The sequence below is a fragment of the Paucibacter sp. M5-1 genome (assembly GCF_027498415.2).
In the GTDB taxonomy this organism is placed as follows: domain Bacteria; phylum Pseudomonadota; class Gammaproteobacteria; order Burkholderiales; family Burkholderiaceae_C; genus Roseateles_E.
Map to the genome: position 1 here is coordinate 1,132,247 of NZ_JAPZLM020000001.1, position 20,217 is coordinate 1,152,463.

The window sequence follows — 20,217 nt, forward strand, 5'->3', positions numbered from 1 at the left end:
GGTCATGGACAGGGCGCCGTCCGAGCTGCTGCGCCTGCTCCCCGCCGCCCCGGCGGCGCTGCTGGCCATGCAGGACAGGGACGACGGCGCGCTGCAGCCACCGATACGCGCCGAGCTGTTCGGGCCGCAGCGCTTCGCCCAGCATGGCCGCAGCCTCGGCGACACCCATCAGGCCACCCGGGGTGGCGCCGGCGCCGCGAGCTTCTTCCCACGCCTGCGCAGCAATATCAGCGTGCTGCGTCAGGCCCGCCATTACATCGGCGCGCAGGCCGCCAGCGGCTACGACATCAGCCCGGCGGCCGAATGGCTGCTTGACAACTTCCATCTGATCGAGGCACAGATCAAGGAGATCCATGAGGGTCTGCCGAGCCGCTATTTCCGCGCGCTGCCGCTGCTGATCGCCGAGCCGCTGGCCGGATTGCCGCGCATCTACGGCGTGGCCTGGGCTTTTGTCGCCCATACCGACAGCGCCTTCGACGCCGAGCTGCTGCAGGCCTTTTTGAAGGCCTACCAGGAGACCCGCGAGCTGACCCTGGGCGAGACCTGGGCCCTGCCGACCACCTTGCGCGTCGTGCTGATCGAAAACCTGCGCCGCCTGGCCGAGCGGGTCGCGACGCAAAAGGCCGCGCGCGAACTGGCCAATCTGTTCTGCGACCGGCTCGACGCCTGCAGCCTGCACGCGCTGGACCAGCTGCATCGCACGATGCAGCGGCGCGGCGTCGGCCCGGTCTTCCTGGCCCAGCTGGCGCTGCGTCTGCACGACCGCAGCACGGTGGACCAGGGCCATGTGCAGGGTTGGCTGCTCGACTGGCTGCACCGCGCCCTGCCCGACCCTGCCGCGTTGCAGGCCCAGCTCAGCGCCGACCAGACCGCCGACAACCTCAGCGTCAGCAACGCGGTCAACTCGCTGCGCGCGATTGCAGCGGCCGACTGGCCCGAGCTGATCGCCCACACCAGCAGCCTGATGCGACTGATGCTGGGCGCCCCGGTGTTTGCCGCCGAGCACAGCCAGACCCGCGACCAGAGCCTGCACCGCATCGAGCGCCTGGCCAGGCGCAGCGGCCGCAGCGAGCTGTCGGTGGCCAGGACCCTGCTCGACCTGATGCGGCTGGCGCCTGGCGGGCCGACCAGTGCGCCGGCCGCCGCCGGCTACTGGTTGCAAGGCGCAGGCCGGCCGACCCTGCTGCGCGCGCTGGGCCTGCGCGAGCCGGGGCTGCTGGCCTGGCGCAGCGGCGTGCGCCGGCTGCGCCTGCCGTTGTATCTGGGCACGCTGGCGCTGGGCACGGTGGCCCTGGTCGGCGCGCTGCTGCCCAGGTCTGCGCTCGAGCCCGGGTGGCTACTCTGGCTGGGTCTGGCGCTGATGCTGATCCCGGCCTCCGAGGCCGTGGTCGCCCTGCTCAACCGCATGGTCAGCGAATCGCTGCGGCCTCAGCACCTGCCGCGACTGGCATTGGCCGAGGGCATCCCGGCCGAGCATCGCGTGATGGTCGTGATCCCGGCGCTGCTGGGCGAGCCCGGCGCGATCCGCGCGCTGGCCCAGCGCCTGCAGCTGCATCATCTGGCCAACCCGGAAGCCCACGCCCAGTTCGCGCTGCTGAGTGACTGGGGCGACGCCGAGCAGCAGCATGTGGACGGCGACGAGGCGCTGCTGAGCGAGGCCGCGCAGCAGATGCGCGCACTCAATCTGCGTCATCCGGCCGCGCCGGGGGCGCCGCCGCGCTTTTTGCTGCTGCATCGCGGGCGCCGTTTCAGCGCCAGCGAGCAGCGCTGGATAGGCTGGGAACGCAAGCGCGGCAAGCTCGAAGAGCTGGTCCAGGCGCTGGCCAGCGGCGACGCCGCCGCCTTCATGCCGCTGGGCGAACTCACCCAGATCGCCGCCGACACCCGCTACATCGTCACGCTGGACAGCGACACCGGCATGCCGCCCGGCCGCCTGCGCGAGCTGGTCGGCGTCGCGGCCCACCCGCACAACCAGCCGCGGCTGGACGCCAGCGGGCAGCGGCTGCTGGGCGGCTACGGCATCCTGCAGCCGCGCGTCGTGACGCCGCTGCCGGCCGAGCGCGACTTCACGCCCTATCACTGGCTGTTCGCCGGCCGCAGCGGCATCGACCCCTACAGCGCCGCCAGCTCCGAGGTCTATCAGGACCTGTTCCACGAGGGCACCTTCACCGGCAAGGGCCTGCTGCATGTGCACGCCGTCCACGCGCTGCTGGCCGGGCGCCTGCCCGAGGGTCAGGTCTTGAGCCATGATCTGCTGGAGGGCTCGCTGGCGCGCTGTGCGGCGGTCAGCGACATCACGCTGATCGAGGAGGCGCCCTTTCACGCCGATGTGGCGGCCTCGCGCGTGCACCGCTGGACCCGCGGCGACTGGCAGCTGCTGCCGCTGCTGCTGAAACCGGGCCGCTACCGGCTGCGCGCGATCAACCGTTGGAAGATGTTCGACAACCTGCGCCGCTCGCTGGTGGCGCCGGCCGCGCTGGCGCTGCTGCTGCTGTCGCTGGCCGGCCTGGTGCTGTCGCCGGCGGCCGCGCTGACCCTGGTGCTGGCGGCCTTCACCGCCGGGCCGTTGCTGGGCGCGCTGGCCGGCCTGGCGCCCAGCCGTGACGATCTGGCGCTGGGCCACTTCTACCGTCAGGCCATGCTGGAACTCGTGCGCGCGCTGGCCGGCGGCCTCTGGCATCTGAGCCAGCTGCCGCAGCAGGCGCTGCTGGCGCTGGATGCGATCACACGCTCGCTCTACCGCACGCTGATCAGCCGGCGCAAGCTGCTGCAATGGACCACCGCAGCGGCCGCCCAGGCCGCCGCCAAGACCGGCCTGCTGGAGAGCCTGCGCCAGCACTGGCGTGCACCGCTGCTGAGCCTGCTGCTGCTGGGCGCGCTGCTGCTCAGCGGCCGCACGCCCTACCCTGCGCTGAGCCTGGCGCTCGGCCTGCTGTGGTTGGGCGCGCCGCTTGTCAGCTGGTGGGTCAGCCGGCCACGGCGCCGTGCCGCCACGCGGCCGGCCGCCGAGCAGGCCTATCTGAGCGGCGTCGCGCGCGACACCTGGCGCTTCTTCGAACGCTGCGTCGGCCCGGAGGACCTGCATCTGCCGCCCGATAATCTGCAGACCCTGCCGCACGAGATGCTGGCCCACCGCAGCTCGCCGACCAATTTCGGCCTCTATCTGCTGAGCGCCGTCTGCGCCCGCCAGTTCGGCTGGATAGGCACCGAGGAGCTGCTCAAGCGCCTGGAAGCCACGCTGGCCAGCATGGCCGGCCTGCAGCGCTACCACGGCCATTTCCTGAACTGGTATGACACGCAGACCCGGGCGCCGCTGCTGCCGATGTATGTGTCCAGCGTCGACAGCGGCAATCTCTGCGGCCATCTGCTGGCGGTGTCCCAGGCCTGCCTGGAGCTGGCCCAGGCCCCTTACGATGAGGGCCCCGCGCGGCGCGCGCTGGCCGCCTCGCGGCTGCGGCTGCGTGCGCTGCTGCCGGCGGACTCGCCACTGCTCATCGAGACCCACAAGGCCGAGAGCTTCGAGCTGCTGATGCAGGCACACATGGCAGCCGAGCCGCTGGCCTGGCTGCTGGCCGACCACCTGGCCACGCTGCGCTCGATGGAGCTGGACCGCCAGGCCATGCTGCTGGGCAGCGACGACGGCAGGCTGCGCCTGCGCGCGCTGGCGCGCGACTGCGAGGTGCTGGCCTGGGAGGCCGACTTCAAGTTTCTCTACAGCGACAAGCGCCAGCTCTTCCATATCGGTTTTCGCGTCGCCGAACAGCAGCTCGACGAGGGCTTCTTCGACCTGCTGGCCTCGGAGTCGCGCCTGACCAGCCTGCTGGCGATCGCCAAGGGCGATGTGCCGGTGCGCCACTGGAGCGCGCTGGGCCGGCCCTTCTACGCCCAAGGAACGGCGGCGGGCCTGCGCTCGTGGTCGGGCTCGATGTTCGAATACCTGATGCCGGGCCTGGTGCTGGACGAGCCACAGGGCAGCGCGCTGCGCGAGGCCTGCGAGGCGGCGGTGCAGGAGCAGATCGATTTCGGCGCGCTGCACGGCACGCCCTGGGGTGTGTCGGAGTCGGCCTATGCCGGCAGCGACCACACGTTGGCCTACCAGTATGCGCCACAGGGCGTGCCGCGGCTGGCGCTGCGCCGCACTCCGCCGGACGAACTGGTGATCGCGCCGTATGCGACGGCGATGGCCGCCCCGCTGGCGCCGCAGCGCGCGCTGCAGAACCTGCAGCGGCTGGAGTCGCTGGGCGCGCGCGGCCGCTACGGCTTCATCGAGGCGCTGGACTTCACGCCCTCGCGCCGCACCGGCGCGGCCGCCTTCATGCCGGTCAGCACCTTCATGTCGCACCACCAGGGCATGAGCATCGTCGCGCTGGCCAATCTGCTGCTGGGCGGCGTCGCGCAGCGCTGGGGCATGGCCGACGCCCATCTGCAGGCGGTGGCCTCGCTGCTGCACGAGAGCGCGCCGCGCGAGGTCTCGCGGCTGGCCGCGCCGGACCCGGGCCCGCCGCCGCTGGCCGCCACCGAGCGCAGCGCCGGCCTGCTGCGCGAGGTGCTGCCGGGCATGGCGGCGATCGCGCCGACACATCTGCTGTCGAACGGGCGCTACAGCGTCTCGCTGCGCGCCAACGGCGCCGGCAGCAGCCACTGGGGTCGCCAGGGCATCAGCCGCTGGCGTGACGATGCGCTGCGCGATGCCTATGGCAGCTTCTTCTATCTGCGCCGCCGGCCAGGCGCCGCGCCGGTCTCGCTGAGCCAGCACCCGGCGCCCGACCCGGCCGCGCAGTACCAGGCGCTGTTCCATGCCGACCGGGTCAGCCTGTCGGCCGACTGGCCCGATCTGCAAAGCCAGATCACGGTCTGGGTCAGCCCCGAGGACGATATCGAGTTCCGCCAGGTCGAGCTGCGCAATACCGGCGACAAGCTGCTGGAGATCGAACTGATCTCGGCCTTCGAACCGAGCCTGGCCGAGGCGCGCGCCGACGAGGCGCACCCGGCCTTCGGCAATCTCTTCGTGCGTGCCGAATGGCGGCCGGCCCAGCAGGCGCTGTGCTTCGAGCGCAAGCCGCGTTTGGCCACCGAGCGCGGCCTGCATGCCGCGCATTTCCTGACCCATACCGAGCATGCGCTGCTGGGCCTCAGCGGGCAGACCGACCGCGCGCTGTGGCTGGGCCGCAGCCGCGCGGTCAACCGGCCGCTGGCCCAGCTGCGGCCGCTGCCGGCCAGCGGTGACACGCTGGCGCTGGAGACCGGGCTGGACCCGGTCTGCGCCTTGGGCGTGAGTCTGCGCATCGCGCCGCATGCCAAGGCGGTGCTGACCTTCGCGACCGCGGCCAGCGACGATGCCGGCGTCCTGCATGCGGTGATCGACAAATACCACCAGCAAAGCCATGTGCAGCGCGCGTCGCTGATGTCGGCCACCCTGGCCGGTATCCGGCTGCGTGCGCTGCGCATCAGCCCCGAGCATTTCGCGGCGGTGCAAAGCCTCAGCACCGCGCTGCTGCTGAGCCTGACCCGGCCGCTGGCTCTGCCGGGCGTGTGTGACCGGCGCCTGCTGTGGCGCTTCGGCATCTCGGGCGACCGACCGCTGATACTGGTGACGGCCGGCGTGATGGCCGGTGTGGGCCTGCTGCGCACGCTGGCCCAGGCGCTGCGGCTGTGGGCCTGGGGCGGGCTGGCCTGCGATCTGGTGGTGGTCAATGCCGAACCGGTGTCCTACCAGATGGCCTTGCAGCGCGAGATCGCCGCGCTGCGCGAGCGCCATGGCAGCGAGGGCAGCCATGCCCATGTCAGCACCAGCGCCAGCACCGGCTTCCATCAGCTGCGCGCCGAGGAGCTGTCGGCCGACGAGCTCAGCACCCTGCAGCAGCTGGCCCGGGTGCGCCTGCACGCCGATGGACGGCCGCTGCTGCACCATCTGCAGGTCTGGACCACCCAGCATGAGCAGGCGCTGGCGGCCCGCCAGGAGGTCTCGGCCTCGGCCCTGGAAGTGGCCAGCGGCGGCCCTGCACAGCCGGCGCGCGGCAGCTTCGCCCAGGGCGGCGAGGAGTTCCGCTTCGAGGTCGATGCCGCGATGCGGGCACCGCGACCCTGGATCAATGTGCTGGCCAACCCCGAGTTCGGCTGCCAGGTCTCCGAAGGCGGCGGCGGCCACAGCTGGGCGCGCAACAGCCGCATGAACCAGCTGACCGCCTGGTCCAACGATCCGCTGGCCGACCCGCCGTCCGAGTGGTTCCTGCTGCAGGATCTGCGCAGCCTGGAGGTCTGGAGCACGGCAGCCGGCGCCTGGGGCGACCAGAGCGTGGCCTACCGCGTCGCCCATGGTCAGGGCTACACCCGCATCAGCCACCGGCGTGGCGATCTGGAGGTCAGTGCACTCTGGTGCGTCGACCCGCAGCTGGCCGTCAAGCAGCTGCAGCTGCGCATCACCAACCGCGGCGCCCAACGCCAGCAGCTGCGCCTGATCGGCATCGCCGAATGGATGATGGGCGCGCAGCGCAGCGACCGCGGCACGGTGCACACCGCGCTGCACAGCCAGCGCCTGCCCGACGGCCCGGACGGCGCCTGCAAGCTCAGCGCGCTGCTGGCTACCCAGCCCGAGCGCTCCGGCGGCCTGGGCGAGGGCACGGCCTTTCTGGCCCTCGCCGGCCCGCCCGATGCGCTACCCGACTGGAGCTGCGACCGGCGCGAGTGCTTCGATGCGCGCGGCCGGCTGGTGCTGCCCGATCACTTCGGCCAGCGCAGCGGCGCCGGCCTCGACCCCTGCGCGGCGCTGGCCGTCACGCTGGACCTGCCACCCGGCCAGACCGAGCAGCGGACCTGGCTGCTCGGCTGGGCCGAGACGCCGGACGCCGCACGCCAGCTGGCGGCGGTGGCGGCGGCCGTGCCACCCCAGCAGCGTCTGGACGCGCAGCGGCGCGACTGGGACGCGCTGCTCGGTGCCGCCCGCGTGAAGACCCCCGATCCGCTCTTCGATGCGCTGGTCAATCGCTGGCTGCTCTACCAGGCTGTGTCCTGCCGGCTGTGGGCCAAGGCAGGCTTCTACCAGGCGGGCGGCGCCACCGGCTTTCGCGACCAGCTGCAGGACGCGATGGCGCTGGCCTGGGCCGCGCCGCAGCTGCTGCGCGAGCAGATCCTGGCCTGCGCGGCGCGCCAGTTTCCCGAGGGCGATGTGCAGCACTGGTGGCATGCCCCCGGCGGCGCCGGCGTGCGCACGCATTTTTCCGATGACCTGCTGTGGCTGCCCCATGCCTGCGTCCACTATCTGCGCGCCAGCGGCGATGCCGCGCTGCTGGAGCAGCGCCTGCCCTTCCTGGAAGGGGCGGCCATCCCCGAGGGCGCCGAGGACGCCTACTACACCCCGGCCGTCAGCAGCCACAAGAGCTCGGTCTACGAGCATGCGGCGCTGGCGCTGGATCGCAGCCTGCAGGTCGGCGTGCACGGCCTGCCGCTGATGGGCAGCGGCGACTGGAACGACGGCATGAACCGGGTCGGCCACCAGGGGCGCGGCGAATCGGTCTGGCTGGCCTGGTTTGCCTGCCGCATCGTGGCCGACTTCGCGCCGCTGGCGCGCGAGCGCGGCGACACCGAGCGCGCCGAGCGCTGGGAGCGCGCCGCCGCTGGCTGGCGCGCCGCGCTGGCCGGTCCGGCCTGGGACGGCCAGTGGTACAAGCGCGCCTTCTTCGACGATGGCCAGCCGCTCGGCTCGGCCGCCAATAGCGAGGCCCGCATCGATCTGATCGCCCAGGCCTGGGCCGTGCTGTCCGGTGTCGAGGGCGAGCCGGGCCGCGCGCAGCAGGCCATGGCCTCGGCCCACGCCCTGCTGGTCGACGCCGAGGCCGGGCTGATACGGCTGCTGGACCCGCCGCTGGCCCATGCCGACCCCAGCGCCGGCTATATCCAGGCCTATCCTCCGGGCGTGCGCGAGAACGGCGGCCAGTATTCGCACGCCGGCATCTGGGCGCTGATGGCCCAGGCGCGGCTGAACCGGCCCTCCGACCTGCCCTACCAGTACTTCTGCCATCTGAGCCCGGCCCACCGGGCCGCCCATCCGCAGCAGGGCCCGGTCTATGGCCTGGAGCCCTATGTGATGGCCGGCGATATCTACACCCAGCCGCCCTATATCGGCCGCGGCGGCTGGAGCTGGTACACCGGCGCGGCGGCCTGGCTGCACCGCGCGGCGCTGGAGGCCATCTTCGGGCTGAAGCTGGAGGCCCAGAGCCTGAGCTTCTCGCCCTGCCTGCCGGCGCACTGGCCCGAGGCCGAGCTGACCTTGCGACGCGATGGACGGCAGATGCGCTTCATCCTGCTGCGCGCCACGCCGGAGCAGGCGCGGGTGGCGGCGGCCGCGGCCGGGGCCACCCTCATTGACGAGGGCCAGGTCCTGCGTTGGCAAGACCTGGCCCCCGAGACCTGCTTCGTGCTGCCGCTGACGCCTATCGCGGCTTGATCGCGCCGGCCTCGTCCGACAGCAGGATCTCGACGCGGCGGTTCAGCTGGCGGCCGTCGGCGCTGTCATTGCTGGCCACCGGATAGGCCTCGCCATAGCCCTGGGAGCGAATGCGCTCGCGGCCCACGCCCTGGTCGACCAGGGCCATGCGCACCGCGTCGGCGCGCCGCGCCGACAGGCCCTGGTTGGTGCTGTCGCTGCCGACGCTGTCGGTATAGCCCTCGACCATCGCGGTGCGCTGCGGATACTGCTTCAGGAAGCCGACCAGCTTCTCGACATTGCGCATGCCGCCGGGCTTGAGCTCGGCGCGGTTGGTGTCGAACAGCACATCGCCTATCGTGATGACCAGACCGCGCTCGGTCTGCAGCGCGTTCATCTCCTTGAGCTGAGCCTCCAGCTGGGCGTTGACGGCGCGGGCATCCCGGGTCTGCTGCTGGGCCATCGCGGCCTGGCGCTGCGCGGCATCGGCCTGTTGCATCGCCGCATTGGCATTGCGCTGGGCGTTGTCGGCTTCGTTGGTGCGCGCGGCCAGGCGCGAACGGTCGCGCTCGGCGGTGGCCAGGCCCAGGGCCTGCTCGGCGCCCTTCTGGCCGGCGGTCTCCTGCGCGATCGCGATGCGCTGCTTGGCCAGGTAGGACCAGTGGTCCACCTCGCTGGGCTTGTCCTTGCGGGTCCAGGCGTCGCTGGCCTTGTTCAGCGCGTCGCTGGCCTGGCGCATCTCGACGCCGGCCAGCTCGCCGACCTTGGGATTTTGCTGCGCCGCGCGGTAGTCGCGGCGGGCCTCCTCCAACCTTGCGTTGTCGGCCGGCAGGCTGCTGCAGCCCATCAGCACGCTCAGGGCCGCCAGGCTCAGCAGGGACAGGGAATGCTTGCGGGCAATGTTCATGACGGGCTCCTCGGGGTTATGGGTGCAGGCTGCATGACCGGTGTCTTGCGGCCCATCTCCTCGCGCAGCACGCGGTTGCTTTCCTGCAGCTCATCGGCGGTCTTGCGGGCCTTGGCGGCGCGGCTCTTGGCCTCGGCCAGGCGGGCGTCCACCTCCGACTGCTGGGCCATCTGCAGCGCCTGATCGTGGTCCTTGGCGGCCAGCGCGGCCTGGGCGCGCTCCAGCTTGGCGCGTGCCATGCGCAGCTCGGCCGGGGCCAGTTCGGCGGCGCCGGCACCGTCGGCGCGGGTCAGTGCGGCGCTGGACAGCGCCAGCTCGGCGTTCGGAGGCGGCGTGCTGGCGCAGGCCGCCAGTGCCAACAGCGCCAGCGCGCCGGGTACGGCCCGAAGGCCAAGAGAGCGTGTCATCGCAAATCCTTTCGTTGAAGGCGGCGCGCCGGGGTCGGGCGTCCGTGAGCGATCAGGCTGGACGCTTTCACGCGCAGGGTCCGTGCGTTGACGCACATAGCGCGTGGACGCGGCACCGTCCTACAGCGCCGTGGCCGCACGGCCGGGTCGGCCACGGCGAAAAGCCGTCAATCGGGGACGCCCGGCGCGGCGCCCATGGCTTAGAGTGCAAGGGCGGCCCTGCGGCGCCGCCGATCAGCAGCGATCTACCGGAGGCGATCATGACGATGAAGCCCGCCCATCCCGCCCGGCGCCGGCTCTTGCGCCGGCTGGCCCTGCTGGCGCCCGCGCTGGCCCTGCCCCCGGTCGCCCAGGCCCAGCCGGCACCGACGCTCAAACCCATCCCATCCACCGGCGAAACCATCCCGGTGCTGGGCCTGGGCAGCTGGATCACCTTCAATGTCGGTGACGATGCGCAGGCGCGCGCCGGCTGCACGGCGGTGATGCAGGCCTTTTTCGCGGCCGGCGGGCGGCTGATCGATTCGTCGCCGATGTACGGCTCCTCGCAGCCGGTGATCGGCCAGGGTCTGGCGGCGCTGGGCCCGGCCGCCGCCTCGGTGTTCGCGGCCGACAAGGTCTGGATCGGTGCCGGGGCGCGCGGGCCGGCCCAGATCGAGGCCTCGCGCCGGCACTGGGGCGTGGCCCGCTTCGACCTGCTGCAGGTGCACAACCTGCTGGCCTGGGAGGCCCATCTGCCGCAGCTGCAGACCCTGAAGGCGAGCGGGCTGCTGCGCTATGTGGGCATCAGCACCTCGGAGGGTCGGCGCCATGCCGAGCTGGAGCGCATCATGCGCAGCCAGCCGCTGGACTTCATCCAGCTCAGCTACAACCCGCTGGACCGCGAGGCCGAGGCGCGGCTGCTGCCGCTGGCCCAGGAACGCGGCATCGCGGTGATCGCCAACCGGCCGTTCCGCCAGGGCGAGCTGCTGCAGGCCCTGGCCGCTGAGCGCCTGCCGCCCTGGGCCGGCACCGAGCTGGGCTGCAGCAGCTGGGCCGAGCTGGTGCTGAAGTTCATCGTCTCGCACCCGGCCATCACTTGCGCGATCCCGGCCACCAGCCAGGTCGAGCATCTGCGCCAGAACATGGCCGCCGCCAGCGGGCCCATGCCCGATGCGGCCCAGCGCCGGCGCATCGCCGAGCTGATCGCGGCGCTCTGAGCATGGCCGAGTGGTGGGCCGTCTGGTGGAGTTACGGCTTGTCCGACTTCCTGATGTTCTCGCCGGCCGCCTATGCCCGCCTGTTCGAGCGCTACAACGCCGCCGTCTGGCCCCTGCAGCTGCCGGTGCTGGCGGCCGGCATGGCGCTGCTGCTGAGCCCGCTGAGCGCCGCACGCTGGCCACTGGGGCTGCTCGCAGCGGCCTGGCTGTGGGTGGCCTGGGCTTTCCACTGGCAGCGCTATGCGCAGATCAACTGGGCGGCGTCCTGGTTCGCCGCCGGCTTTGCCTTGCAGGCCCTGCTTCTGGCGCTCGCGACGCGGCGCCCGGCGCCCTTGCCACGGCGGCGCTGGCCGGGCATGGCTTTGATCGCCTGGGGCCTGCTCGCCCAGCCGCTGCTGGGCTTGGCGCTTGGCCGCAGCTGGCGCGGCGTCGAGCTGTTCGGCCTGGCCCCGGATCCGACCGTGCTGGCCAGCTTGGGCCTGTTGCTCATGCGCCCCGGTCCCTGGTGGCTGTGGCCGATCCCGCTGCTGTGGTGCGCGATCAGCGGCGCGACGCTATGGACCCTGAAGGCGCCCGAGGCCCTGCTGCTGCCGGCGGCGGCCCTGCTGAGCCTGCTCACATCGCTGGGATCTAGGCGCCCAGCGTCCCGCTGACCCGACCCAGCGTCGCCCGCGCGCCCGCCAGCGCCTGCAGGCGCTCGCGCAGATAGTCGGCCAGCCGCACATGCTGGGCCAGCACGACGTTGAAGCGCAGATGCGGGTCGGGCGCGGCATCGGCGCGGAAGGTGGCGCCGCGCGCCAGCAGTATCTTGTTGCGGTAGGCGTCCTGCACCAGCAGATCGACGTCCACACCCTCCGGCACCCGGCCCCACAGGAACAGCCCGCCCTCGCCGGGCTTGGGGTCGAAAGCAATGCCGGCGGCCGCGAGCTGGCGCGAGGTGCTGTTGCGCGCCGTGATCAGCTGACGCTGCAGACGCTCCAAATGCTTGCGCCAGCGCCCGGCCGCCAGCAGCTCCAGCAGCACATACTCGTTGAGCGCCGGCGTCGTCAGCACCGTGTAGATCTTCTCGCGCAGCAAGGCCTTCAGCAGCGCCGGCTCGGCCGCCAGATAGCCCAGGCGCAGCGCCGGGCTCAGCGCCTTGCAAAAGCTCGAGTAGTAGATCACCCGGTCCAGCCCCGACAGCGCCGCCAGCCGGGTCGGGTGGCCGGGGTGGAAGTGGCCCTGCACATCATCCTCGGCGATCAGCAGGCCGTGGGCCGCAGCCAGCATCAGCACCTTGTGCAGATTGGCCGGGCTGCTGCCCCAGCCGGTCGGGTTGTGCAGCACGGTCTGGATGAAGAGCAGACGCGGCCTGTGCGTGCGGCAGGCAGCCTCCAGCTCGTCCAGATCGAGGCCGTCGGGGCGGCGTGTGATAGGCACCACGCGCAGCCCGGCCTCGCGCAGCCGGCCGAACATCAGGAAGTAGCCGGGGTTCTCGACCAGCACCGTATCGCCCGGCTGCACAAAGGCACGGCAGATCAGATCGATGGCCTGGGTGCCGCCATAAGTGGTCATCACGCGGCCGGCATCGACCGCCAGCCCCTGGCCGCGCAGCAGCATCGCGATGCGCTCGCGCAGCTCGGGCAGGCCTTGCGGCGGGCAGCGGGTGGCCATGCCGGCCGTGCTGCGCGCCAGTGCCCGCTGCACCGTCACCGCCGGCACGGCATCCGCCAGCCAGGAGGCCGGCAAGGCCCCGCTGCTGGCCAGCAGCACGCCGGCACGCTGGTCGCTGGCCTGCTGGGCCAGCCAGACCGGCTCCTGCTCCTCGCCGGCCTCCAGCGCCGCCGGGTCGGGCAGCTGCACGCGCGGCTCGCAGACGAAAAAGCCGGCCGTGCCACGCGAATCGATGCTGGCCGAGGCCACCAGCCGGTCATAGGCGCTGATCACGGTCTGCGGGCTGACCGCCAGCTGCTGGGCCAGCTGGCGTATCGACGGCAGCCGCGCCCCGGAAGGCAGCTGGCCGGCCGCGATCAGCGCGCGCAGCCGCGCCTCGATCTGGTCGGCCAGGGCCATCGTGGAGTTGCGGTCGATCGAGAACATGGGGCCAGTTTAGGGGCTGCGCAGCAGCGACAGGGCCAGCAGCAAGAGGGTCGCGGCCATCAGCAGATTGAAGGCGCGGCGCTGCCGAGGCTCGGCCAGAAAGCGCCGGATCGCGACACCGAACAGCGCCCACATCGAGTTGCAGGGGAAGCCGATGGCCCAGCCGATCAGCCCCACCAGCAGCGCGCCCTGCACCGCGCCCAGGCCGACCGGCATGAAGACCGAGGCCAGCGTGATGGCCTTGATCCAGCTCTTGGGGTTCAAGGCCTGGAACAGCACCGCCTGCGCAAAGCTCAAGGGCTCCGCCGGCCGGCCCTGGGCCGCCGAGACGCCGCTGAGCTGCCAGGCCAGATAGACCAGGTAGAGCACGCCGGTGACGCGCAGCACGGCGTGGGCCTGCGGATAGGCCAGGAACAGGCTGCCCAGCCCCAGGCAGCACAGCAAGGTCTGGGCGAACACACCGACATTGATGCCCAGAATGGGCGCCAGGCTGCGGCGATAGCCGAAGTTCGCGCCCAGCGCGGTCAGCATCACATTGTTCGGGCCGGGTGTGCTGGACATCACCAGGCAGTAAGTCATCAGGGGCAGCAGATCGCTGAGCATCGGGCGGGGCTCCAGGAAGGGAAGCCCGAGCTTAGGGACGCGGGGCCGGCGGGCCCAGATACAACGGGGGCCGACAGCTCAGTTGCTGTACCGGTCCTTGGACCCACACAAGCCCGCCAAGACCAGCTGCGTGATCAGCGCCTCGGCCGCGTCATAGTCCCCCTCCTCCAGCACCGGCTTGCCCAGCAGGATCGCAAACTGCGGGCCGAGATCGGCATAGGCTTGGGTGCTGGCCCAGATTGTGAACATCAGGTGGCGGAAGTCCAGCTTGGCGACCAGGCCCTGGCGGGCCCAGCGCTCGAAGGTCTTGACATCGGCGTTCAGCGCCGGCAGCACCTGGGCCTCGATCGCGTCACGAAAGCGCGGTGCGCCGGCCATCACCTCGCGGGCGAAGACCTGGGAGCCGGCCGGGCGCTCGCGCGAATAGCGCAGCTTGGCGGCGATGTACTCGCGCATCGCGGCTTCCGGGTCGGTGCCCGAGACGATGCCGGCCATGCGCGCCAGCCACTCGGCCAGCACCTCGTCGAGCACCTTGCGGTAGAGCTGCTCCTTGCTCGGGTAGTAGTACAGCAGGCTGTGGCGGCTGATGCCGACGGCGGCGGCGATGTTTTCCAGCGACGCCCCCTCGAAACCATATTGCGCGAACTGGCGTTCCGCTTCGGCACAGATGGCCGCCTCCTTGCGCAGCCGCGCCGCACGCGGCTGGGGCACGAGCTCCTCGCTCGCTGCCGGGCTTGGTGCATCGGTGGATTTCTGACTTGTATTGCGCGCCGTGCTGGTGCGCCGCGCCTTGGATTCGGTCATTGCTGGCATGACGGGATTGTCGACGCGGCTATCTCAACACAGGACGGTGGTCGCGACCCGAGGGAATTTACCGACTGGTGATTTTTTACGTGTTAGTAAATTATCTGCACACCCAGCACCCGGAGCCCGAGATGGACACCAACACGCCAGGCATTGCCGCCGGCCGACTTGCCGAGGCCGATTACGCACTCAACTTCAGCGACGCTCATCCGCCGCTGAACCGCAGGCAAGCGCTGATCGAGGCCGAACGCTGCTATTACTGCTACGACGCGCCCTGCATCACCGCCTGCCCCACCGGCATCGACATCCCCAGCTTCATCCAGCGCATCGCGCAGGAGAACAATCGCGGTGCGGCCCAGGCCATCCTGGAGGCCAATCCGCTGGGCGGCATGTGCGCCCGGGTCTGCCCGACCGAGATGCTGTGCGAGCAGGCCTGCGTGCGCAACACGAATGAAAGCAAGCCGGTCGAGATCGGCCTGCTGCAACGCTTCGCCACCGACGCCTTCTTTGCCAAGCCCGATGCGAAACCGCTGTTCACGCGGGCGCCGGCCACCGGCAAGAAGGTCGCCGTGGTCGGTGCCGGGCCGGCCGGGCTGGCGGCGGCGCATGGGCTAGCGCGACGCGGGCATGAGGTGCTGCTGTTCGAATCCCGCCCCAAGCTGGGCGGCTTGAATGAGTACGGCCTCGCCACCTACAAGACCACCGAGGGCTTCGCGCAGAAGGAGGTCGACTGGCTGCTATCCATCGGCGGCATCACGGTCAAGACCGGCCAGCAATTGGGGCGTGACATCACGCTGAACCAGCTGGCGGCCGAGTTTGATGCGGTGTTCCTGGGTCTGGGCCTGGCCGGCGTCAATGCGCTGGGCATCACGGAGCCGCAATGCGAGGGAGTGCGTCCCGCGGTGGACTTCATCGCCGAGCTGCGCCAGTCCAGCCCGGCCGAGGTCAGGGTCGGCCAGAAGGTGCTCGTGATCGGAGGCGGCATGACGGCGGTGGATGCCTCGGTGCAGAGCAAGAAGCTCGGCGCGCGCGAGGTGACCATGGTCTATCGCCGTGGTGTCGAAGGCCTGAGCGCCTCGGGTTACGAGCAAGAGTGGGCACAGAAGAACGGCGTGCTGCTGCGCACCTGGGCCGCGCCCAAGCAGATCCTGGCCGTGAACGGCCGGGTGACGGGCGTGCAGTTTGCGGTGACGGCGCTGCGGGACGGCCAGCTGGTCGAGACCGGCGAGCTGTTCACCCTTGAGGCCGATATGGTGCTGAAGGCCATCGGCCAGAGCTTTGTGCCGGCCGGTGTCGAACTGGAACTCAAGAGCGGGCGCATCGCCACCGATGCTGCCGGCAAGACCAGCCACGTCAAGGTCTGGGCCGGCGGCGACTGCCGCTTTGGCGGGCGCGACCTGACGGTCGAGGCCGTCGAACACGGCAAGCAAGCCGCGATCTCCATCGACTCTTTCCTGCGGAGCTGAACCATGGCCGACATCAGCAGCAACTTCCTGGGCATCCAAAGCCCGAACCCCTTCTGGCTCGCCTCGGCCCCGCCGACCGACAAGGAGATCAACGTCACCCGCGCCTTCGAGGCCGGCTGGGGCGGCGTGGTCTGGAAGACCCTGGGCGAGGACCCACCGGTGGTCAATGTGTCCGGCCCGCGCTACTCGACGCTGATGAGCCAGGACCGTCGCGTGATCGGTCTGAACAATATCGAGCTGATCACCGACCGGCCGCTGCGCACGAATCTGGAAGAGATCCGTCGCGTCAAGCGCGCCTGGCCGGACCGGGCCATGATCGTCTCGCTGATGGTGCCCTGCACCGAGGAGAGCTGGAAGGCCATCCTGCCCATGGTCGAGGATACGGGGGCCGACGGCATCGAGCTGAACTTCGGTTGCCCGCATGGCATGAGCGAGCGCGGCATGGGCTCGGCCGTGGGCCAGGTGCCCGAGTACATCCAGATGGTGACGGCCTGGTGCAAGCAGTATTCCAAGCTGCCGGTGATCGTCAAACTGACGCCCAACATCACCGATGTGCGCCATCCGGCCCGCGCGGCCAAGGCCGGCGGCGCCGATGCGGTGAGCCTGATCAACACCATCAACTCGGTGATGGGCGTGGACCTGGACCGCATGGTGATGAACCCCAGCACCGACGGCTGGGGCTCGCACGGCGGCTATTGCGGCCCGGCGGTCAAGCCGATTGCGCAGAATATGGTGGCCGAGATCGCCCGCGATCCGCTGACCGCCGGGTTGCCGATCTCGGGCATTGGCGGCATCACCACCTGGCGCGATGCGGCCGAGTACATCGCGTTGGGCTGCGGCACCGTGCAGGTCTGCACTGCGGCGATGGTCTACGGCTTCAAGATCGTGCAGGAGATGTGCTCGGGCCTGTCGAACTATATGGACGAGAAGGGCTACGCCAATATCGACGCGATGATGGGCCTGGCCGTGCCGACGGTGAAGAACTGGAACCAGCTGAACCTCAACTACGTGGAGAAGGCGGTCATCCATCAGGACAGCTGCATCCAGTGCGGCCGCTGTCATGTGGTCTGCGAGGACACCTCGCACCAGGCCATCTTCGCCAGCAAGGACGGCAAGCGCCATTTCGAGATCAACGAGGCTGAATGCGTGGGCTGCAATCTCTGCGTCTCGATCTGCCCGGTGCCGGACACGATCACGATGCGCCGCGTGATGCCCGGCGAGATCGATCTGCGCACCGGACAGCCGGTCAGCGGCGAGTATGCGAACTGGACCACCCATGCGAACAATCCGATGCGTGTCAACGGCTGATAGGGGCTGAGCCCAGCGGGTTTTCCGCATGGCGTGGGCCACCTATTGGCACAAACATAGGCACAAAGATTGCTCCCTTCACAAGACCGAATCCTAGAGGAGAGAAACGCATGAGCACCAGCACCAGCGCCATCAAGGGCGCGCCCACCTCGGCCGGCAATCCGCTGGCCAATGACGATCTGCTGCCGACCCCGGCCGCCCACCGTACCTGGGCCTGGAAGGACTATGCGGCGCTGTGGGTGGGCATGGTGGTCTGCGTGCCGACCTACACGATGGCCAGCTCGATGCTGGACCAGGGCTTCTCCTGGCAGATGGCGGTATGGCTGGTCTTTGTCGCCAATCTGATCGTGCTGATCCCGATGGTGCTGATCGGCCGGGTCGGGCCCAAGCACGGCATTCCCTTCCCGGTGCTGGCCCGCGCCTCCTTCGGTGTCAAGGGCGCGAACCTGCCGGCCGTGCTGCGCGGCCTGGTGGCCTGCGGCTGGTTCTCGATCAACTGCTATTTCGGCGCGCTGGCACTGCATGGCTTTTTGAATGTGCTGGGCATGAATCTGGCCGGCCCGGCCGCCGGCGAGACCATCAGCAGCTCGCAGTTTGCCTGCTTCCTGGCCTTCTGGGCCCTGCACATCTGGTTCATCTGGAAGGGTCCGGAGTCGATCCGCAAGCTGGAGGTGATCGCCGCGCCGCTGATGATCGCGGCCTCGCTGCTGCTGGTCGTCGTGCTCCTGATGAAGGTGCCGGCCGGCCAGCTGTTCGCGCTGCCGGCCAAGGTGGTCGAGGGCGGGCCCAAGACCTGGGCCGCGCTGACCGGCCTGGTCGGTTTCTGGGCCACGCTGGCGCTGAACATCCCCGACTTCACCCGCTTCGCGAAGAGCCAGAAGGATCAGGTGCTGGGCCAGGCCATCGGCCTGCCGATCCCGATGGCGCTGTTCTCGATGGTCGGCGTGATCGGCTTCTCGGCCTCGGCGATTCTCTACGGCAAGGCGCAGCTCTTCCCCGACGGCCTGCTGACGCAGATGGGCCCGGTGGCCGCCGGCGTCGGCCTGTTGGTGATCCTGCTGGCCAATCTGACCACCAATGTGGCGGCCAATCTGGTCTCGCCGTCCTATGACTTCAGCCAGGTCGCGCCGAGCAAGATCAGCTTCCGTATGGGCGGCATCATCGCCGCGCTGCTGGGCCTGCTCTTCATGCCCTGGAAGCTGCTGGCCACCTCGGGCGGCTATCTCTTCACCTGGCTGGGCGGCTACGGCACCTTGCTGGGCGCGATCGCCGGCATCCTGCTGGTGGACTACTACCTGATCCGCAAGACCGAGCTGAAGATCGGCGATCTCTACGCACGCGGTGGTGCCTACGAGTACAGCGGCGGCTGGAATATCCAGGCCCTGATCGCCTTCGCGCTGGGCGTGCTGCCCTGCCTGCCGGGCTATCTGGCCGTGTCGGGCGTGATTGCGAAAGACAGCCTGCCGCCCCTGCTGCTGAGCCTGTTCGACTTCGGCTGGTTCTTCAGCCTGGCCGTGGCCGGTGCCTACTACTATCTGACGGCGCCCAAGCAGCGCTAGGAGACAAGACATGAGCAGCAGCCTGTTGATACGGGGCGGCACGGTGGTCAATGCCGACCGCGAGTTCGCCGCCGATGTGCTCTGCATTGACGGCCAGATCGCCGCCGTCGGCCCGCGCGCGCAGGCCCAAGCACCGATGGGCTGCGAACGCCTGGATGCCACAGGCCAGTACATCCTGCCAGGCGGCATCGACCCGCACACCCATATGCAGCTGCCCTTCATGGGCACGGTGACGATGGATGACTTCTTCACCGGCACGGCCGCAGGCCTGGCCGGGGGCACGACGTCCATCATCGACTTCGTGATCCCGAATCCGCAGCAGCCGCTGATGGAGGCCTACCAGCAGTGGCGTGGCTGGGCCGAGAAATCGGCGGCCGACTACGGCTTCCATGTCGCCATCACCTGGTGGAGCGAGTCGGTCCATGCCGAGATGGGCCGGCTCGTCAAGGAAGAAGGCATCAACAGCTTCAAGCACTTCATGGCCTACAAGAACGCCATCATGTGCGACGATGAGACCCTGGTGAACAGCTTCAAGCGCTCGCTGGAGCTGGGCGCGATGCCCACGGTCCATGCGGAGAACGGCGAGCTGGTCTTCCTGCTGCAGCAGGAGGTCGCCAAGATGGGTATCACCGGCCCCGAGGGCCACCCGCTGTCGCGCCCGCCCATGGTCGAGGGCGAGGCGGCCAACCGCGCGATCGCGATTGCCGATGTGCTGGGCGTTCCCATCTACATCGTGCATGTCTCCTGCATCGAGTCGGCCGAGGCCATCGCCCGCGCCCGCGCGCGCGGCCAGCGGGTCTATGGCGAGGTGCTGGCCGGCCATCTGCTGATCGACGACAGCGTCTACCGCCACCCCGATTTCGCCACCGCGGCGGCCCATGTGATGAGCCCGCCCTTCCGCCCCAAGATCCACCAGGACTTCCTGTGGCGCGGCCTGCAAAGCGGCCAGCTGCACACCACGGCCACCGACCACTGCACCTTCTGCGCCGAACAGAAGGCCGCCGGCCTGGAGAATTTCGCAAAGATCCCGAACGGCTGCGGTGGCATCGAAGAGCGCATGGCGGTGATCTGGGACGCCGGCGTCAACACCGGCCGGCTGACGCCCAGCGAGTTTGTCGCGATCACCTCGGCCAACACCGCCAAGCTCTTCAACCTCTACCCGCAAAAGGGCTCGGTCAGCGAAGGCGCCGATGCCGACCTGGTGCTGTGGGACCCGCAGGGCACGAAGACCATTTCGGCCAAGACCCAGCTGAGCAAGGGCGACTTCAATATCTTCGAAGGTCGCACGGTGCGCGGCATCCCGAGTCACACGATCAGCCAGGGCAAGCTGGTTTATGCCCGGGGCGAGTTGCGCGCGGTCCAGGGTGCGGGCCGCTATTTGAAGCGCCCCGCCTTCGGCCCGAATTTCCAGGCGGTCAAGGCGCGGGCGCAAGACCTGGCCCCGAGCGCCGTCGCGCGTTAGTCAA

12 protein-coding genes are annotated in these 20,217 nt (G+C 70.1%); 7 read left to right on the forward strand and 5 right to left on the reverse strand.

Annotation, left to right across the window (positions count from 1 at the left end; all coding sequences use genetic code 11):
• The first annotated feature begins 4 nt into the window (after positions 1-4).
• On the forward strand, positions 5-8,443 hold the full coding sequence (locus O5M90_RS05230; RefSeq protein WP_269840241.1) for a GH36-type glycosyl hydrolase domain-containing protein: 8,439 nt from the start codon (positions 5-7) through the stop codon (positions 8,441-8,443).
• On the opposite strand, the gene O5M90_RS05235 is transcribed toward O5M90_RS05230, so the two are convergent.
• Together O5M90_RS05235 and O5M90_RS05240 are read right to left on the reverse strand one after the other, a co-directional pair.
• Positions 8,430-9,329, reverse strand: a complete 900-nt coding sequence (locus O5M90_RS05235; RefSeq protein WP_137942054.1) for an OmpA family protein — start codon at positions 9,327-9,329, stop codon at positions 8,430-8,432. The two genes, O5M90_RS05230 and O5M90_RS05235, sit on opposite strands and share 14 nt — an antisense overlap.
• Complete coding sequence (locus tag O5M90_RS05240) at positions 9,326-9,736, reverse strand: DUF4398 domain-containing protein (protein WP_269840242.1); 411 nt, start codon at positions 9,734-9,736, stop codon at positions 9,326-9,328. The genes O5M90_RS05235 and O5M90_RS05240 overlap by 4 nt, the downstream gene beginning before the upstream one ends.
• A 260-nt stretch (positions 9,737-9,996) precedes the next feature.
• Here O5M90_RS05240 and O5M90_RS05245 point away from each other — a divergent pair, with 260 nt between their 5' ends.
• Both O5M90_RS05245 and O5M90_RS05250 read left to right on the forward strand, forming a co-directional pair.
• Positions 9,997-10,932 carry an aldo/keto reductase gene (locus tag O5M90_RS05245; protein ID WP_332909484.1) on the forward strand — a complete coding sequence of 312 codons (936 nt, stop codon included), beginning with the start codon at positions 9,997-9,999 and terminating at the stop codon, positions 10,930-10,932.
• Positions 10,933-10,934: 2 nt separating this feature from the next.
• Positions 10,935-11,585, forward strand: a complete 651-nt coding sequence (locus O5M90_RS05250) for a DUF6064 family protein (RefSeq protein ID WP_269840243.1) — start codon at positions 10,935-10,937, stop codon at positions 11,583-11,585.
• On the opposite strand, the gene O5M90_RS05255 is transcribed toward O5M90_RS05250, so the two are convergent.
• The 3 genes from O5M90_RS05255 to O5M90_RS05265 form a co-directional block, all read right to left on the reverse strand.
• Positions 11,563-13,011 (reverse strand): aminotransferase-like domain-containing protein, encoded by a 1,449-nt coding sequence (locus O5M90_RS05255; protein WP_269840244.1) that lies wholly within the window; start codon positions 13,009-13,011, stop codon positions 11,563-11,565. The two genes, O5M90_RS05250 and O5M90_RS05255, sit on opposite strands and share 23 nt — an antisense overlap.
• 9 nt (positions 13,012-13,020) lie before the next feature.
• Entirely contained in the window at positions 13,021-13,614 is a 594-nt protein-coding gene (locus tag O5M90_RS05260; protein ID WP_269840245.1) for a LysE family translocator, read from the reverse strand.
• Between the two features lie 78 nt (positions 13,615-13,692).
• Positions 13,693-14,418: a TetR/AcrR family transcriptional regulator gene (locus O5M90_RS05265; protein ID WP_269840246.1), complete on the reverse strand. Its 726-nt coding sequence runs from the start codon at positions 14,416-14,418 to the stop codon at positions 13,693-13,695.
• A 131-nt stretch (positions 14,419-14,549) separates the two neighbouring features.
• Between O5M90_RS05265 and O5M90_RS05270 the strand changes: the two genes are divergently transcribed.
• The 4 genes from O5M90_RS05270 (at position 14,550) to hydA (ending at position 20,213) form a co-directional block, all read left to right on the forward strand.
• On the forward strand, positions 14,550-15,884 hold the full coding sequence (locus O5M90_RS05270) for an NAD(P)-dependent oxidoreductase (RefSeq protein WP_269840247.1): 1,335 nt from the start codon (positions 14,550-14,552) through the stop codon (positions 15,882-15,884).
• A gap of 3 nt (positions 15,885-15,887) precedes the next feature.
• Entirely contained in the window at positions 15,888-17,192 is a 1,305-nt protein-coding gene (gene preA / locus O5M90_RS05275) for an NAD-dependent dihydropyrimidine dehydrogenase subunit PreA (RefSeq protein ID WP_269840248.1), read from the forward strand.
• Between the two features lie 110 nt (positions 17,193-17,302).
• Positions 17,303-18,751 carry an NCS1 family nucleobase:cation symporter-1 gene (locus O5M90_RS05280; RefSeq protein WP_269840249.1) on the forward strand — a complete coding sequence of 483 codons (1,449 nt, stop codon included), beginning with the start codon at positions 17,303-17,305 and terminating at the stop codon, positions 18,749-18,751.
• Between the two features lie 10 nt (positions 18,752-18,761).
• Positions 18,762-20,213 carry a dihydropyrimidinase gene (hydA, locus tag O5M90_RS05285; RefSeq protein WP_269840250.1) on the forward strand — a complete coding sequence of 484 codons (1,452 nt, stop codon included), beginning with the start codon at positions 18,762-18,764 and terminating at the stop codon, positions 20,211-20,213.
• The last annotated feature ends 4 nt before the right edge of the window (positions 20,214-20,217 follow it).